Here is a 16443-nt window from a genome sequence, read left to right as displayed (position 1 = left end):
GCCGGCTCGTCGCCTGTCCGCACGTCGCTCGCGCCACGTCCCGGTCCGGCCGGCTCGTCGCCTGTCCGCACGTCGCTCGCGCCACGTCCCGGTCCGGCCGGCTCGTCGCCTGTCCGCAACCGCGCGTCGCTCACGCCACGTCGCGGTCCGGACTGCTCGTCGATCCGCCGCCCCGCGCGTCGGTCACGAGCGCCGGGTACGAGCCGCTCGTCGGCCATCCGTCCAGCGCGTGGGTCACGCTCCGCAGGGTGCGAGCGGCTCGCGATCCCCGCGGAGCACCCGCGGGACCCGGCTCAGGGGACGACTGCCGCGCCGTCCCGGCCGTGCCGCAGCCGCGCCTCGATGACCACGGACGTGCCACCGCCGTCACGCGCTCCCCACGCGATGGTGCCGCCCATCTCGTTCGTGACGAGGGTCGAGACGATCTGCGTGCCCAGGCCCGTGCCGGCGCCGCGGTCGGGCGGCAGGCCGGCACCGTCGTCGGCGACCTCGACGCGCAGGTCGTCACCGTCGCGGTCGACGACGATCTCGACCGTCCCGGACTCCCGCCCGTCGAAGCCGTGCTCGACCGCGTTGGTGACGAGCTCGGTGAGCACGAGGGCGAGCGCGGTCGCGTCCTCGGCGGGGACCGACCCGAACGAGCCCTTGACGACGGTCCGCACGTGCGCGCCCGCGGTCGCCACGTCGGCCGCCAGACGCAGGCTGCGACCCACGAGGTCGTCGAACGGGACGCTCTCGTCGAGCGTCTGCGAGAGCGTCTCGTGGACGAGCGCGATCGTCGCGACGCGGCGCATCGCCTCGCCGAGCGCCTCCTTGGCCTCGGGCGAGCTCATGCGCCGGGACTGCAGCCGCAGGAGGGCGGCGACGGTCTGCAGGTTGTTCTTCACGCGGTGGTGGATCTCGCGGATCGTCGCGTCCTTGGTGATGAGCTCGCGCTCGCGCCGCCGGAGCTCGGAGACGTCGCGGCACAGGAGCACGGCGCCGAGCCGCTGCCCGTGCTCGGTCAGCGGCACGGCACGCAGCGAGAGCGCGACACCGCGCGCCTCGACGTCGGTACGCCACGGCGCCCGCCCCATGAGCACGAGCGGCATCGACTCGTCGACCGTCGCGCTCTGCTCGACGAGGTCGGCGGTCACCTCGACGAGCGAGCGGCCCACGAGGTCGCCGAGCGCGCCGAGCCGGTGGAAGCACGAGAGCGCGTTGGGGCTCGCATAGAGGACCTCGCCCTCGGAGTTGAGGCGCACGAGGCCGTCGCCGACGCGGGGGGCGCCTCGACGCGGACCCGTGGGTGCGTCGGTCGCGGGGAACTCGCCGCGCGCGATCATGCCGAAGATCTCGTCGGCGGCCTCGACGTAGTTCAGCTCGAGCCGGCTGGGCGTGCGGGCACCGCCGAGGTTCGTCTGGCGTGCGATCACGGCGATCGCGCGCCCGCGCCGCACGACGGGCACGGCCTCCTCGCGGACCGCGTACGAGCCGAACCAGCGGGGCTCGCGCGAGCGCTGCGGGGCCCGCTCCTCGAGCGCACGGCGCAGCTGCGGTCGCTGGCCCTCGGGGGCGAGCGACCCGACGACGTCGTCGTAGTGCACGGTCGCGCCGGTCGACGGGCGGCACTGCGCGACCGCGACGAAGTCGTCGTCGGCGGTGGGGAGCCACAGCACGAGGTCGGCGAACGCGAGGTCGGACACGACCTGCCAGTCCCCGACGAGCAGGTGCAGCCACTCGAGGTCGGCGACGTCGAGCGTGGCGTGGCGGGCGACGAGCGTGCTCAGCGTGGACACGACTCCAGGGTAGGTGCCGCCGAAGGACCCGAGACGCGTCGGTGCCCACGGGTGCGCCCTCCGCGCCGCCGGGCGACGGGGCGACTAGCCTTCCAGCACACGACGCGACGCGGCCGCACGCCCGTCGCCGGCCGCCGAGGCGGCCCATCACGGACGGGGAGGACCACGGTGCTGCACCTGAGCGTCACGCTCGACCTGGCCACGGACGCGACGTCCGCGGGACACATGCTGGCCGACCCGCGCTACGTCGAGCAGAAGGTGGTCGCGAGCGGCGCGATCGAGCACCAGGTCGACGTCACGGGCACGGCCGACGAGGCCTTCACCGTCGCGACGCGGCGCGCGCTGCCCTCGGACCAGATCCCCGCACAGGTGCGCGGGTTCGTCGGCAACCGCATCGACGTCCGGCTGGTCGAGGCGTGGGAGGCGCCGCAGCCTGACGGCGGGCGCGCAGGGACGGTCGTGGTCGAGATCGCGGGCGCGCCCGTGCGGCTCACCGGGCGCTGCTCGCTGCAGCCCGTGGGACCGGCCGCCAGCCGCCTCGTGTACGACGGCGACCTGCAGGCGCAGATCCCGTTGTTCGGGTCCGCGGTGGAGGAGGCGGCGGCCCGGGCGATTCGTGGTGCTCTGGGGGTCGAGCAGCAGGTCGCCGAACGGTGGATCGCAGATCACGGACGGGCCGAGCAGCCGTAACGATTCGGTAACACGGAGCGGGGTCAGCAGGCCGCTGACCTGCGCAAACGCGGGTGTGGGATCGCTACCACACATGTTTCGGCCGCGCACGTCCTTGACACTCAACCAGCAGCGGGCGACAGTTCATGCAGCGCGTGGGAACGCTCCTACATTCTGCGGAAGGACGGTCCTGCGCGGGGTCCACCAGACCCACGTCCGACGCCCGTCAGCGCCCCCTGCGGCAGACGGTCCGAGGATGCCCCAGGGGTACGGCGAGGACGCCGTCCGACTGACAAGGGAGTCATAGTGCGCAAGACCACACGCAAGATGTGGGCGGCTGCGGCCGGGGTCACGGGCATCGCCCTCCTCGCCACCGCCTGCTCCTCGAACTCGGGTGACAACTCGGACGACGAGGGCACTGAGGGCGGCAACATCACCCTCACGGTCGCGACGTTCAACGAGTTCGGCTACACCGACGAGCTCTTCGCGGAGTACGAGGCCTCGCACCCCGGCGTCACGATCGAGCACAAGAAGGCCGCGACCTCGAACGAGGCCCGCGAGAACCTCAACACGCGTCTCGCCGCGGGCTCCGGCCTGTCGGACATCGAGGCCATCGAGGTCGACTGGCTCCCCGAGCTCCTGCAGTACCCGGACAAGTTCGTGGACCTGAACTCCGCCGACGTCGAGGGCCGCTGGCTCGACTGGAAGGCCGCGCAGGCCACGACGGCCGACGGCAAGCTCATCGGCTACGGCACCGACATCGGCCCCGAGGCCATCGCGTACCGCTCCGACCTGTTCGCCGCCGCCGGCCTGCCGACGGACCGCGCCGAGGTCGCCGCGCTGCTCTCCGAGAACGGCGGCGGCTGGGACCAGTACTTCAAGGTCGGCAAGCAGTACGTCGACGCGACGGGCAAGCCGTGGTTCGACTCGGCCGGCGCCATCTGGCAGGGCATGATCAACCAGGAGGAGGCCCCCTACGAGGACCCCTCCGACAACACGGTGACCGCGGCTGACAACCCGCGCATCAAGGAGATCTACGACCAGGTCGTCCAGGCTGCGGCCACGGACAACCTGTCGGCGCACCTCCAGCAGTGGAGCGACGACTGGAACGCCGCGTTCCAGAGCCCGGACAACGCGTTCGCGACGATGCTCGCCCCGGGCTGGATGCTCGGCGTCATCGAGAACAACTCGGCCGGCGTGACCGGCTGGGACATCGCCGACGTCTTCCCCGGCGGTGCCGGCAACTGGGGCGGTTCCTTCCTGACGGTGCCCGAGCAGGGTGCGCACACGGAGGAGGCGAAGGAGCTCGCCGCGTGGCTGACGGCTCCCGAGCAGCAGCTCAAGGCCTACGCCGACAAGGGCACCTTCCCGAGCCAGCTCGAGGCTCTCGAGTCGGACGAGCTCCTCTCCTCGACGAACGAGTTCTTCAACAACGCCCCCGCCGGTGAGATCCTCGCGAACCGCGCGAAGGGCATCACGACGGTCTACAAGGGCCCGAACTTCTTCGCCGTGAACGACGCGTTCAACAACGCGCTGGTCGAGGTCGACGTCAACGGCGGCAACCCGGCCGAGCAGTGGGACGCGGCCATCCAGGCCGTCTCGGCTCTGGGCTGACGCTGACGAGGCCGGGCCGATGGACCTCCATCGGCCCGGCCTCCGCCGCGTAGGCTTCGCCCCAACAGCACCGAAGGACTATCGATGGCCACCTCCACCACGCCGCCGAGACTCGACCGGCGCGCCGCCAGCAGCACCCCTCCGAGGGCACCCCGTCGGGTCGGCTTCAGCCAGAACCTCGGTCGCTGGGACGTCAAGCTCTCCCCGTACCTCTACATCTCCCCGTTCTTCATCCTCTTCGGGGTCACGGGCCTCTTCCCCCTGATCTACACGGCGTGGGTGTCGATGCACGACTGGCACCTCATCGCGGGCCAGGGTGACTTCGTCGGCCTGGAGAACTTCGCGTACGTCCTCCAGGAGCCGAACTTCTGGAAGGGCATCCGCAACACCTTCTCGATCTTCCTGATCTCGACGATCCCGCAGCTGATGATCGCGATCGTCCTGGCCGCGCTCCTCGACGCGAACCTGCGCGCCAAGACGTTCTGGCGCATGGGCGTCCTGCTCCCCTACGTCGTCGCCCCCGTGGCCGTCTCCCTCATCTTCGGCCGCCTCTTCGCGGACCAGACCGGCATCATCAACACGATCCTCAAGGACATCGGGCTCAACCCGATCGGGTGGCACTCGCAGGTGTTCCCGAGCCACGTCGCGATCGCGACCATGGTCAACTTCCGCTGGACCGGCTACAACACGCTGATCCTCCTGGCGGCCATGCAGGCGATCCCGCGCGACCTGTACGAGGCCGCGGTCATCGACGGCGCCTCGCGCGTCCGCCAGTTCTTCTCGATCACCGTGCCGATGCTGCGCCCGACGATCATCTTCGTCGTCATCACGTCCACCATCGGTGGCCTCCAGATCTTCGACGAGCCGCGCCTGTTCGACCAGCTCGGCCAGGGTGGCCCGAGCCGCCAGTGGATGACCGCGACGATGTACATCTACGAGGTCGGCTGGGGCAACCAGAAGAGCTTCGGCCGCGCTGCCGCAGTCGCCTGGATCCTGTTCCTCATCATCGTCATCGTCGGCCTGGTCAACTTCTCCCTGACGAAGCGGATCGCCTCCGACAACGCGTCGAAGTCCCGAAAGAAGGTCCGGCGATGAGCGCCCCCTCCGTCCCCGTCATCTCGCAGACCGCGGGCAAGGGTGCCGCTCGGGCCGCCGCGCGCAGGCGCAGCGTCGCCCAGGGCGCGGACCGTCGGCCGGGCGGGGTCACCTACGTCTTGCTGACCGTCGCGGTCCTCGCGTCGGCCCTGCCGCTCTACTACGCGTTCCTCTTCGCGTCGTCGACGGCGCAGGACATCGCGCAGAACCCGATCCCCTCGCTCATCCCGCAGGGGCACTTCTGGGACAACGTCAACCGCGTCCTGTCCTCGGACATCCAGTTCTGGACGGCGCTCGGCAACTCGATCATCGTCGCCGTCATCACGTCGGTGTCGGTCGTGCTGTTCTCGACGCTGGCCGGCTTCTCCTTCTCGAAGCTGCGGTTCCGCGGTCGCGCGCCGCTCCTCGTGTTCGTCATCGCGACGACGGCCGTCCCGACGCAGCTCGGCGTGGTCCCGCTGTTCATCCTCATGTCGAAGCTCGGCTGGGTGGGTCAGCTGACCTCGATCATCGTGCCCGGCCTGGTCACGGCGTTCGGCGTGTTCTGGATGACCCAGTACCTCGAGTCGGCGCTGCCCTACGAGCTCATCGAGGCCGCCCGCGTGGACGGCGCGTCGATGATCCGGACGTTCTGGCACGTCGCGCTCCCCGCGGCTCGCCCGGCGGCGTTCATGCTCGGCCTGTTCGCGTTCGTCGGCTCGTGGACGTCCTTCTTCGGTCCGTTCATCTTCCTCGGCCCGGCGAACCCGACGCTCCCCGTGGCCGTGCAGCTGCTCCAGGCGTCCTACTTCAAGGACATGTCGCTGATCATGGCGGGTGTCACGCTGTCCGTGATCCCGCTGATCGTGATGTTCTTCATCGCCGGCCGTCAGCTGGTGGCGGGCATCATGCAGGGTGCCGTCAAGGGCTGACGGCACGCCCGAGCTCCATCGGTCGCCCGACCCCGCACCGGGGAGGGCACCGACGGACAGGAGGGCGGGGTGGCCCCCACCCCGCCCTCCTGTCGTCAGCACGTCATCGCTGCCCCGGCAGCCACAGGAGGGAAGACCAACGGTGGTCGACAACATCCCCGCCCGCACGGAGCCCGCCCGTCCCCCGGCGCCGACGCTCGAGCAGGTCGCCGAGCGCGCCGGAGTGTCACGCTCCACCGCGTCGCGCGCCATCAACGGTGGCCTGCGCGTGTCCCCCGAGGCCCTGGCCTCCGTCGAGGCCGCCGTCGCCGACCTGGGCTACACCCCGAACCGCGCCGCGCGCTCGCTCGTCACCAAGCGCACCGACTCCATCGCGCTCGTCGTCCCCGAGCCCGACGAGCGCGTGCTGTCCGACCCGTTCTTCGCGGGCACCCTCAACGGCCTGTCGAGCTCGCTCGCCGACTCCGACATCCAGGTCGTCCTCGTCATCGCCCGCCCCGGCGAGAGCGAGCGGACCGTGCGCTACCTGCGCAACGGGCACGTCGACGGCGCGATCGTCGTGTCGCACCACCGCGACGACGAGCTCGACCGGACGCTGCTCGCCTCGCGCGTCCCCAACGTCTTCGTCGGCCGACCGCTGTCCGCGGACGAGCGCGACGTGCAGTACGTCGACACCGACAACCACGAGGGCGGGCGTCTGGCGACGCAGCACCTCATCGACCTCGGTCGACGCCGCATCGGCACGATCGCCGGCCCCGAGGACATGTCGGCCGGCATCGACCGTCTCGCCGGCTGGCGTGACGCGATGTCCGCCGCGGGCCTGCCGCAGGACGCCATCGTCTACGGCGACTTCACCATCGCGTCGGGGGCGATCGCGGCCCGCGAGCTGCTCGCGCGGCACCCCGACCTCGACGCGATCTTCATCGCGTCGGACCTCATGGCAGCCGGGGCGCTCGGCGTCCTCACCGAGCACGGCAAGGACGTGCCCGGGGACGTCGCCGTCGTGGGGTACGACAACCTCGGTGTGGCCGCGTCGACGACGCCGCCGCTCACGACCGTCGTGCAGCCCGTCGTCGCGATGGCGCGCGCCGCGGGCGCACGGCTGCTCGACCAGCTCGCGGGCGTGCCTGCGCCGTCCGAGCCGTTGATCTTCGCGCCCGAGATCGTCATCCGAGCCTCCGCCTGACGTCCCGGCGGCACCGCGCAGGTCTGCGCGTCCGCCCGACGTCCCAGCGGCACCGCGTCAGGACGGCGGCGTCGGCGGGAGGTGCCCGAAGCGGTGGCGCGTGCGGCTGACGGCCTGCTCGCGGACGACGGTGAGCAGCTCGCGCGCCGCGGACGCGAGGACCGGCGCGTCGAGCACGGTCACCTCCCCCGCCCGGGCTGCAGCGGCCGCCCGGAGTCCCGGTCCCCGGCCGACCACACGCACGCGACCGGACACCGCGCCGGACGCCACACGCTCGGCGAACGCGTCGTGGGGCTCGGCGGCGACGTCGCTCACCGTCGTCGGGACGCCCGCGGTCGCGGCCGCGTGCAGGACGCGCTGGACGGCCACCGGCCGGGCGTCGTCCCCCACCCGGACGGTCAAGGCCGGCACCGCGCGGTACCGGAGGACGTTCTGCTCGACGGCGAGGCCGCTCGGGTCGTGCTCGCGGGCGAACGTCTCGTCCCACGCGCGACGGTCGTCGGACCGCGCCCACTCGAGCCACGCGGCGTCGTCGGTGGGGACGTCGGGCGCGTCGGACCAGGTGCCGAGCTGCGCGACGTAGTGCGGCCCGCCGGCCTTGGCGCCCGGTCCGACGACGGACGCCTTCCAGCCGCCGAACGGCTGCCGCCGGACGATCGCGCCGGTCGTGCCGCGGTTGACGTAGGCGTTGCCGACCTCGACGCGGTCGAGCCAGGTCGTGACCTCGTCCTCGTCGAGCGAGTGCAGGCCGCCCGTGAGGCCGAACGCGACGGCGTTCTGCCACGCGATCGCCTCGTCGAGCGTGCGCGCACGCATGATGCCGAGGACCGGACCGAAGCACTCGGTGGTGTGGAACCACGACCCGGGCGCGACCCCGTGCCGCACGCCGGGCGTCCAGAGCCGTCCGGAGACGTCCAGCGGTCGGGGCGCGACGAGCCACTCCTCCCCCGCGTCGAGCGTCGTGAGCGCGCGCAGCAGCTTGCCCGACGCGGGCTCGACGAGGGGCGGCACGCTCGTGGCGAGGTCGTCGCTGTGCCCGACGCGCAGGGACGCCACGGCGTCGGCGAGCTGCCGCCGCAGCCGGTCGTCGGTGCCCGCGGACCCGACGAGGATCGCGAGCGAGGCAGCGGAGCACTTCTGCCCGGCGTGCCCGAACGCGGACTTCACGAGGTCGGCGACGGCGAGGTCGACGTCCGCGGACGGCGTGATGACCAGGGCGTTCTTGCCGGAGGTCTCGGCGAGGACGTCGAGGTCGTCGCGCCAGCCGGCGAACAGGCGTGCGGTCTCGATCGAGCCGGTGAGGACGACGCGGGCGACGTCGGGGTGCGTGACGAGCCGCCTGCCGACGTCACCCTCGGGGCTGAGGACGACGGTGAGCGTCCCGGTGGGCGCGCCCGCGTCGTCGAGGGCCCGTCGGATCGCGGCCATCGCGACCTGCGCGCTGCGGGGCGTCGCCGGCGCGGGCTTGATCAGCACGGGGCTGCCGGCGGCGAGGGACGCGAGCACCGACCCGACGGGGATCGCGACGGGGAAGTTCCACGGCGGCGTCACGACGGTCACGCCGGACGGCCGGTGCACGGCACCGGGCACGGTCCCGTCGGCGAGCTCCTCGGCACGGTCGGCGTAGTAGCGCGCGAAGTCGACGGCCTCGCTCACCTCGGGGTCGGCCTCGCCGACGGTCTTCGACGCCTCGTGCACCATGGTCGCGACGAGGTCGCCCCGTGCCTGCTCGAGAGCGATCGCGGCGGTGCGCAGGGCGGCCGCGCGACGGGTCGGCGGCGTCGCGGCCCACGCGGAAGCCGCGGCGACGGCCCGGGCGACGACCGCGTCGACGTCGTCGGTCGTCGCGACCTGGACGGCCCCGGGCGGCGGCGGGACGTTGCGTGCGACCAGGCCGCGCGCCCAGACCCGGGCCTCGGCCGCGGCCGGGTCGGTGTCCGCCGCGTTGTCGAAGCCGGGTCCGTCTGGGGACGGCACCCGGGCGATGCGGCGCGGCGCCGTGCTCGGCTCCTCGCGCCCCGCCCACGCGGTGCGGAACGCCGCCTCCTGCGCGTCCATCGCGTCGTCGCCGCCGGCGAACGCGGCGTGCAGGAAGTTCTCCCCCGCGGCGTTCTCCTCGAGGCGGCGCACGAGGTAGGAGACAGCGACGTCGAACTCGCTGCGGGCGACGACGGGCGTGTAGAGCAGGACGCTGCCGACGTCGTCACGCACGGCGCGGGCCTGCGCGGGCGCCATGCCCTGCAGCATCTCGACGTCGAGCGCCTCGGAGACGCCGCGCGCCTGGGCCAGCAGGTGGGCGACGGCGACGTGGTAGACGTTGTGGCTCGCGACGCCGACGCGCAGCGCGCGCGTCCGCGACGGGTCGAGCGCGCGGTCCACGAGTCGCAGGTAGGCGGCGTCGACGAGCGCCTTCGACGGGTACGGCGCCTGGTCCCAGCCGTGCAGCTCGGCCTCGACGCGCTCCATCGCGAGGTTCGCGCCCTTGACGAGCCGGACCTTGAGCCGCGCTCCCCCGGCGTCGGCCCGCCGGGCGGCGATGCCGGCGATCTCGTCGTACGCGTCGGCGGCGTCCGGCAGGTAGGCCTGCAGGGCGATGCCGGACGACGCACCGCGCAGCGGCGGGTGCGCGGCGAGCTGCTCGAAGACCCGCACGGTCAGCGCGAGGTCGCGGTACTCCTCCATGTCGAGGTTGACGAACGTGCCGTGCTCCGCGGCGGCCTCGTAGAGCGGCAGGAGGCGCTCGACGACACGGTCGGCGCTGCCCTCGGTGTCCCAGGTGGACAGCTGGCTCGCGACGGCGGACACCTTGACGGACACGTAGTCGACGTCGTCCCGCTCGACGAGCGCCCGGACGCGGGCCAGCCGCGCGGCGGCCTCGTGCTCGCCCAGCACGGCCTCGCCGAGCAGGTTGAGGTTGAGCCGGTACCCGGCGGCGCGTGTGCCGGCCAGGTGCCGGCCCAGCGCGGCCTCGTCGACGACGAGGTGGCCGACGAGCGAGCGCAGCCGTTCGCGTGCGGCGGGCACGACGACGCCGGGCAGGACCGTCGCGACGCGCGTCCCCGTCGCGAGCATCGCGCGGTCGACGGGCCCGAGGAAGTCGGCGGCGTGCGCGGTCTGCGCGAGCGCGGCGAGCTCGCGCGCGGCGACGTGGAGGTCCCGCGGCCGGGCGACGCGGTCGACGAACCGGACGGCGAGCTCGAGACCGGCCGGGGACCCCACGAGTGCGGCGAGCCGCCGCGTGGTGGCGCGCTCGCGACGCGTCTCGTCGGCGGACGTGCGGTCGAGCCACTGCCGCGCGAGCCGCACCGCGTCCTCGACGAGGTCGGGCGGCTCGAGTCCGGCACCGGGGCGGGACCCGCCGGGCTCGGGGACGTCGTGCCGTGCGGGTCGGTCGTCCGGTGGCGTCGCCATCGCACCTCGCTCTCGTCGCGTGCGGCCACGGGTGGGTGGCCACGGCCGGGCGCGTGGGGTGGTGCGTCCGGCACGTCTCACAGTCTGGGCCAGCGGGCGCGACCGCGCCGTGCGACCACGCCGTGCGCGACCTGCACCGTCGTCCGGGCGAGGGCGCGGCGCGGCCCGACGACGTGCGGCGACGCGCCGCGGCGCAGGTTTGCCTGGAGTCGGGCCGCCGACCATCCTGGGCCCGTCCGCCGCGTCGGACGCCCGACACCGTCGTCGACCCGTCCAGGGGGCAGCATGCTCGTCCGTCGTCTCGTCCGCGCCCGTCTCGTCCGCGCCGCCGCCGGCCTGGCCGTCGCGACCGGCGGCGTCCTGGTGGCCGCACCCGCGCTCGGGGCGGTCACCGACGACCCGGAGATGTCGACGACGCTCACCCCGCCGCCGGGCGTGACCGACGACGGCACGGTCGGCATCCTCGCGACCATCGAGGACGCGGAGGCGTTCTGCGGGCCAGCGCTCGGCGGCGTGTACGTCTTCAAGCCGACGCCGTACACGGTGCGGTCGGTGAACTGCCGGGACACGGACGTGTTCGTCAAGGGCCGCTACAGCAACGGCTCGTTCGGCACGTGCGTGCTGGTCCCGGCGCGGCACTCGCGGCACCTGGGCGGCTCGGTGCTCAAGCCGATGGCGGACGCCCAGCTCTGCTGACCCCGGCCCGGCACCCGGGTGACCGGGCGGGTGATCCGTCCGTGCGCCGCGGTGGCGCGCACAGCCGGCGGTGGCATGGTGGGCACGTGACCGACTCGGCAACGACGCCCCGTCCCTCGTCCCCGCTGGCGACCGCGCAGGCCCAGCTCGCGGACGCCGTCCAGATCCTCGGCTACGACGAGGGCATGCACCGGATGCTCGCGACGCCACGTCGCGAGATGAACGTGGCCGTGCCCCTGCGTCGGGACACCGGGGAGATCGAGCTCTTCACGGGCTACCGCGTGCAGCACAACATCTCGCGCGGACCCGGCAAGGGCGGCCTGCGCTACTCGGCGTCCGTCGACCCGGACGAGGTCCGGGCCCTCGCGATGTGGATGACCTGGAAGTGCGCGGTCGTCGACGTGCCGTACGGCGGCGCGAAGGGCGGCGTGACGATCGACCCACGGCTGTACTCGCAGTCGGAGCTCGAGCGCGTCACACGGCGCTACACGAGCGAGATCATGCCGATCATCGGCCCCGAGCGGGACATCATGGCGCCCGACATCGGCACGAACGAGCAGACCATGGCCTGGATCATGGACACGTACTCGGTCAACCTGGGGTACACGATCCCCGCGGTGACGACGGGCAAGCCGCTCACGGTCGGCGGGTCGCTCGGGCGTCCGACGGCGACGTCGCGCGGCGTGGTGCACGCGGCCGAGGCCGCGCTCGGCGACGCGGGCGTGCGGCTCGACGAGGTGTCGGTCGCCGTGCAGGGCTTCGGCAAGGTCGGCGCGCCCGCGGCGCGGATCCTCGCGGAGTCGGGCGCACGCGTCGTGGCCGTGAGCGACGAGCACGGCGGCGTGCGGTCGTCCGACGGGCTCGACGTGCCCGCGCTGCTGCGGCACGTCGCGGCGGGCGGGGCCGTGCACGAGTTCGAGGGCGGCGATCCCGTGGACAACGCCGAGCTGCTGTCCCTCGACGTGGACGTGCTCATCCCGGCAGCCGTCGAGGGCGTGATCGACGCGGACACCGCGCGCCAGGTCAAGGCGCGCTGGGTGGTCGAGGGCGCCAACGGCCCGACGACGACCGAGGGCGACGCGGCCCTGGCCGAGCGCGGCGTCGTCGTGGTGCCGGACATCCTCGCGAACGCGGGCGGTGTCGTCGTGTCGTACTTCGAGTGGGTGCAGGCGAACCAGGCCTACTGGTGGACGGAGAACGAGATCGCGGAGCGGCTCGAGCACCGGATGCTCGCGTCCTACCGGGCCGTCGCGTCGCTCGCGCACGCCGAGGGGGTGTCGCTGCGCGACGCGGCGCTGACGATCGGGGTCCGGCGGGTCGCAGAGGCGCACAAGATCCGCGGGCTGTACCCCTGACGGAACCCCGAACCCCCGACGGAAACCCGACCGACGCCGCCCGCACCGGCTGACGGGCGGCGTCGGCGGGCGTGACGAGGCGCGGCGTGCGTCGCGTCACGGTCGCACGTGCGCGGGATGACGACGGCCCGGTCCGGCGTTGCCCTCGACGTGACCATCCCGCTCTCCGTCCTCGACACCGCCCCGCTCAGCGCGGGCCAGACCAGCGCCGACGCGCTCGCTGCGACGACCCGCCTCGCGCGGGCCGCCGACGCGCTCGGCTACCGCCGGTTCTGGGTCGCGGAGCACCACGCGATGCCGATGGTGGCCTCGACGTCGCCCGGCGTCCTGCTCGCGCACCTCGCGGCCGCGACCGTGTCGATCCGCGTCGGGTCGGGCGGCGTCATGCTGCCGAACCACCCCGCGCTCGTCGTCGCGGAGCAGTTCGCGATGCTCGAGGCGCTGCACCCGGGCCGCGTCGACCTGGGCATCGGACGCGCTCCGGGCGCCGACCCGGCCACGGCGGCGGCGCTGCGCCGGACCGTCGACGGCCTGGGCGCGGAGGACTTCCCGGCCGAGCTGGTGGACGTCCTGGCGATGCTCGGCGTCCCGCTCGGCTCGGTCGCGCCGTCCGCAGCGGCGCGCCGCCTGACCGCGACGCCCGCCGCGACGTCGAGCCCGGAGCCCTGGCTGCTCGGGTCGAGCCTGTTCTCCGCGCAGCTCGCGGGCGAGCTGGGCCTGCCGTACAGCTACGCGCACCACTTCGCGACGGGCCGCACCGCGCAGGCCGCGCAGACGTACCGCGACGCGTTCCGCCCGTCGCCGCTGCTCGCCGAGCCGCGGCTCATGGTGTCCGTGTCGGTCCTCGTCGCGGACACCGAGGAGGAGGCGCAGCACCTCGCCGGTCCCAGCCGGGTCATGACGCTCGCCCTGCGTACCGGCCGGCCGCTCGCTCCCGTCGTCACGCCGGACGAGGCCGCCCGCATGCTGGCCGGGCTCGACCCTCGCGCGGCCGAGGAGTTCTTCGCGCAGTCGCCGGGCACGCAGGTCGCGACGACGCCGGACCGTGCCGTCGAGGAGCTCGCGGCGCTCGCCACGCGTACCGGCGCGGACGAGCTCATGGTGACGGGCACGGCCTACGACGTCGCGGACCGCGAGCGCACGCTCACCGAGCTCGCGGCCCGCTGGCCGGGCCTCGGGAGCACCGCCGCCTGACGAGCCCGACGGGCCGCAGGGCCGAGCGCCGTGGCGACGGGCGCTGCCCGACGCGCGCGGCCGCGGGCCGGTGTCACGCTGCCGGTCGGGGTCGAGAGGTGGACGCCGACGCCCGGGTCAGACTGGCGTGTCGCCCGCGTGGTCGTCGCGCACGAGCGTCGCGCCGGACGTCCCGTCGAGCCGCAGCTCGAGCCGGTCGCCGTCGGCCTGGACGTCGAGCGCGCTGTTGAGCAGCTCGACGACCTGACGCTCGCACGCCATCGCGTCGTCAGGACCGGCCATGAGCGTCGAGACGACGGGTCCGAAGGTCAGGCGCGACCCCTCGAGCTGCCACGTCCCGCGGACCCGGTTGACGCCCGCGAGCCCGTAGACCTGCCCGTCGCCGTCGAACGTGAGCCACGGTGCGTGCCGCACCTCGTCGGGCAGCGGTGCGCCGCCGAGCGTCTCGAACCGCCACGTGCCCTGGAGGGTCGCCATGTCCCGATCATGGCACCGGCGCCCGTCCCCGGGGAGGGACGGGCGCCGGTCACGCGGACGCGAGCGGGGGTCAGCCGCGCGGCTGGCGGTCCGCCCATGCCTCGAGCGTGGTGCGGGGGCCGGTGTAGAACGGCACCTCCTCGCGGACGTGGAGCCGCGCCTCGGTCGCCCGCAGGTCGCGCATGAGGTCGACGATGCGGTGCAGCTCGCCGGCCTCGAACGCGAGGATCCACTCGTAGTCGCCGAGCGCGAACGCGGAGACGGTGTTCGCGCGCACGTCCGCGTAGTCGCGCGCGGCGTGCCCGTGCTCGACGAGCATGCGGCGGCGGTCGTCGTCGGGCAGCACGTACCAGTCGTAGGACCGGACGAACGGGTAGACGCACAGGTAGTCGCCGGCGTCCTCGCCCGCGAGGAACGCGGGGACGTGGGACCGGTTGAACTCGGCGGGGCGGTGCAGGCCGACGACGGACCACACGGGCAGCAGGTGACGGCCGAGGTCGCTCGCGCGCAGCCGTTGGTAGGCGCCCTGCACCTCCTCGACGGTCTCGGCGTGCCACCAGACCATGAGGTCGGCGTCGGCACGCAGGCCCGCGACGTCGTACCAGCCGCGCACGACGAGGCCGTCGGCCGCGACCGCGTCCTGCGCGGCGGCGATGAGCTGCGCGCGCTCCGCGTCGTCCTCGGGCAGGACCTCCTCGAGCGCGAAGACGGTCCACATCGTGTAGCGGACCGTGGCGTTGAGGGCCTCGGCGTCGGGGCTGGCGTGGCTCACGTGGTCGTCCTTCCGGGACTGAGGGTCAGGACTGAGGGGTCAGGACCAGGGGTCGGTCGAGCAGGCGGCGGGGATGCCGGAGTCGACGCCCGCGCGCTGCCGGCAGCAGCCGGGGCGGCACACGTCGCGCCAGGCGGGCAGGCTGCCGACGGTGGTGCCCTCGGGCGCCGGCGCCCCGGCGTCGAGCGCACGCGCGAGCGCCGCACGCTCGAGCACGAGGTCGACGAGCCCGCGGACGAACGGCTCGCGGGTGCCGACGGAGTCGGCGCGCACGGCGGTGAGGCCGAGCTCCTGCGCGGTCTCGAGCGCCTCGGTGTCGAGGTCGAACGCGACCTCCATGTGGTCGGAGACGAACCCGACGGGCGACAGGACGACGGACCGCACGCCGCGGGCGTGCAGCGCCTCGAGGTGGTCGTTGACGTCGGGCTCGAGCCACGGCTGGCTGGGCGGGCCGGAGCGCGAGCAGTACGCGAGGTCCCACTCGACCGGGCGGCCCAGGCGCTCGCCGACGGCGGCGGCGACGGTCGCGGCGACGTCGAGGTGCTGCGCGCTGTACGTCGCGCCGCTCACGGCCGACGCCTCCTCCATCGTCGTGGGGATCGAGTGCGTGACGAACACGAGACGCGCCGCCGGGTCGCCGATCTTCTCGTAGGCCTCGGCAACGGCATCGACGTTCGCCTGCACGAAGCCGGGGTGGTTGAAGTAGGGGCGGACCTTGTCGGCGACCAGCGGGTGCTCGCCGTCGGCCAGGCCGAGGTCGACCGCGAGCTCGTCGAGCGAGCCCCACAGGTTCTCGCGGTACTGCCGGCAGCCGGAGTACGACGCGTAGGCGCTGGTCACGAGCGCGACGATGCGGCGGGCGCCGTCCGCGTGGGCCGCGGCGAGCGCGTCGCGCGTGTACGGCTCCCAGTTGCGGTTGCCCCACACGACGGGCAGGTCGACGCCGCGGCGCGCGAGCTCCGCCTGGAGCGCCTTCTGGAGGGCGAGGTTCTGGGCGTTGATCGGGCTCGCGCCGCCGAAGTGGTGGTAGTGCTCGGCGACCTCGGCGAGCCGCTCGTCGGGGATGCCCTTGCCGGCCGTGACGTTGCGCAGGAACGGCAGCACGTCGTCGGGTCCGTCCGGGCCGCCGAACGAGAACAGCAGGAGCGCGTCGTACGGCGCGGCGGGGTTCTCGTCGGCGAGGACGGGGGCGGTGCGGTCGGTGGGACCGGCAGCGGGCGCGGGGGTGCTCAGCGAGGTGTCGGGGGCCACCCGTCGATCATCGCACCGCGGCGGGGCCCCATAC

Annotated in this window: 13 protein-coding genes; 8 read left to right on the top strand and 5 right to left on the bottom strand. The window is 73.8% G+C overall.

Translation table 11 applies throughout. The features are described from left to right. Positions 1-293 precede the first annotated feature (293 nt). Positions 294-1778 (bottom strand): sensor histidine kinase, encoded by a 1485-nt coding sequence (locus CTKZ_RS09935; protein ID WP_124342801.1) that lies wholly within the window; start codon positions 1776-1778, stop codon positions 294-296. Positions 1779-1946: 168 nt separating this feature from the next. Between CTKZ_RS09935 and CTKZ_RS09930 the strand changes: the two genes are divergently transcribed. From CTKZ_RS09930 to CTKZ_RS09910, 5 genes are all read left to right on the top strand, one after another. Further along, the gene (locus tag CTKZ_RS09930; RefSeq protein WP_235843426.1) at positions 1947-2468 is read left to right on the top strand and encodes a DUF2505 domain-containing protein; all 522 of its coding nucleotides are present in this window, start codon (positions 1947-1949) and stop codon (positions 2466-2468) included. A gap of 285 nt (positions 2469-2753) precedes the next feature. Next, positions 2754-4061, top strand: a complete 1308-nt coding sequence (locus tag CTKZ_RS09925) for an ABC transporter substrate-binding protein (RefSeq protein ID WP_235843425.1) — start codon at positions 2754-2756, stop codon at positions 4059-4061. Between the two features lie 84 nt (positions 4062-4145). Next, complete coding sequence (locus CTKZ_RS09920) at positions 4146-5156, top strand: carbohydrate ABC transporter permease (protein ID WP_124342800.1); 1011 nt, start codon at positions 4146-4148, stop codon at positions 5154-5156. Beyond that, positions 5153-6067, top strand: a complete 915-nt coding sequence (locus tag CTKZ_RS09915) for a carbohydrate ABC transporter permease (protein ID WP_124342799.1) — start codon at positions 5153-5155, stop codon at positions 6065-6067. Before CTKZ_RS09920 ends, CTKZ_RS09915 begins: the two co-directional genes overlap by 4 nt. 142 nt (positions 6068-6209) lie before the next feature. Then, positions 6210-7253: a LacI family DNA-binding transcriptional regulator gene (locus CTKZ_RS09910; protein WP_124342798.1), complete on the top strand. Its 1044-nt coding sequence runs from the start codon at positions 6210-6212 to the stop codon at positions 7251-7253. A gap of 57 nt (positions 7254-7310) precedes the next feature. Here the strand turns inward: CTKZ_RS09910 and CTKZ_RS09905 are convergent, their stop codons facing one another. Next, positions 7311-10664 (bottom strand): proline dehydrogenase family protein, encoded by a 3354-nt coding sequence (locus CTKZ_RS09905; protein WP_124342797.1) that lies wholly within the window; start codon positions 10662-10664, stop codon positions 7311-7313. Positions 10665-10949: 285 nt separating this feature from the next. On the opposite strand from CTKZ_RS09905, the gene CTKZ_RS09900 reads away from it, so the two are divergent. From CTKZ_RS09900 to CTKZ_RS09890, 3 genes are all read left to right on the top strand, one after another. Continuing rightward, positions 10950-11360 carry a hypothetical protein gene (locus CTKZ_RS09900; RefSeq protein WP_124342796.1) on the top strand — a complete coding sequence of 137 codons (411 nt, stop codon included), beginning with the start codon at positions 10950-10952 and terminating at the stop codon, positions 11358-11360. Positions 11361-11446: 86 nt separating this feature from the next. After that, on the top strand, positions 11447-12715 hold the full coding sequence (locus CTKZ_RS09895) for a Glu/Leu/Phe/Val family dehydrogenase (protein WP_124342795.1): 1269 nt from the start codon (positions 11447-11449) through the stop codon (positions 12713-12715). Between the two features lie 117 nt (positions 12716-12832). After that, the gene (locus tag CTKZ_RS09890) at positions 12833-13909 is read left to right on the top strand and encodes an LLM class flavin-dependent oxidoreductase (RefSeq protein ID WP_124342794.1); all 1077 of its coding nucleotides are present in this window, start codon (positions 12833-12835) and stop codon (positions 13907-13909) included. A gap of 117 nt (positions 13910-14026) precedes the next feature. On the opposite strand, the gene CTKZ_RS09885 is transcribed toward CTKZ_RS09890, so the two are convergent. The 3 genes from CTKZ_RS09885 to CTKZ_RS09875 form a co-directional block, all read right to left on the bottom strand. Further along, positions 14027-14386: an META domain-containing protein gene (locus CTKZ_RS09885; RefSeq protein WP_124342793.1), complete on the bottom strand. Its 360-nt coding sequence runs from the start codon at positions 14384-14386 to the stop codon at positions 14027-14029. A gap of 70 nt (positions 14387-14456) precedes the next feature. Next, complete coding sequence (hemQ, locus tag CTKZ_RS09880; protein ID WP_124342792.1) at positions 14457-15158, bottom strand: hydrogen peroxide-dependent heme synthase; 702 nt, start codon at positions 15156-15158, stop codon at positions 14457-14459. A gap of 39 nt (positions 15159-15197) precedes the next feature. Then, positions 15198-16409: a ferrochelatase gene (locus CTKZ_RS09875; RefSeq protein ID WP_371852356.1), complete on the bottom strand. Its 1212-nt coding sequence runs from the start codon at positions 16407-16409 to the stop codon at positions 15198-15200. Positions 16410-16443: the final 34 nt, after the last annotated feature.

Origin of the sequence: Cellulomonas algicola (assembly GCF_003851725.1) — a bacterium.
Taxonomy (GTDB): domain Bacteria; phylum Actinomycetota; class Actinomycetes; order Actinomycetales; family Cellulomonadaceae; genus Cellulomonas; species Cellulomonas algicola.
Note: the sequence above shows the minus strand (reverse complement) of the source record. Positions and strands in the feature narration are given on the sequence as shown.

Excerpts from the sequence above, each read along its gene's own strand:
- CTKZ_RS09915 (WP_124342799.1), top strand. The coding sequence starts at position 5,153 with ATGAGCGCCCCCTCCGTCCCCGTCATCTCGCAGACCGCGGGCAAGGGT.
- CTKZ_RS09900 (WP_124342796.1), top strand. The coding sequence starts at position 10,950 with ATGCTCGTCCGTCGTCTCGTCCGCGCCCGTCTCGTCCGCGCCGCCGCC.
- CTKZ_RS09905 (WP_124342797.1), bottom strand. The coding sequence starts at position 10,664 with ATGGCGACGCCACCGGACGACCGACCCGCACGGCACGACGTCCCCGAG.
- CTKZ_RS09885 (WP_124342793.1), bottom strand. The coding sequence starts at position 14,386 with ATGGCGACCCTCCAGGGCACGTGGCGGTTCGAGACGCTCGGCGGCGCA.
- CTKZ_RS09920 (WP_124342800.1), top strand. The coding sequence starts at position 4,146 with ATGGCCACCTCCACCACGCCGCCGAGACTCGACCGGCGCGCCGCCAGC.
- CTKZ_RS09890 (WP_124342794.1), top strand. The coding sequence starts at position 12,833 with ATGACGACGGCCCGGTCCGGCGTTGCCCTCGACGTGACCATCCCGCTC.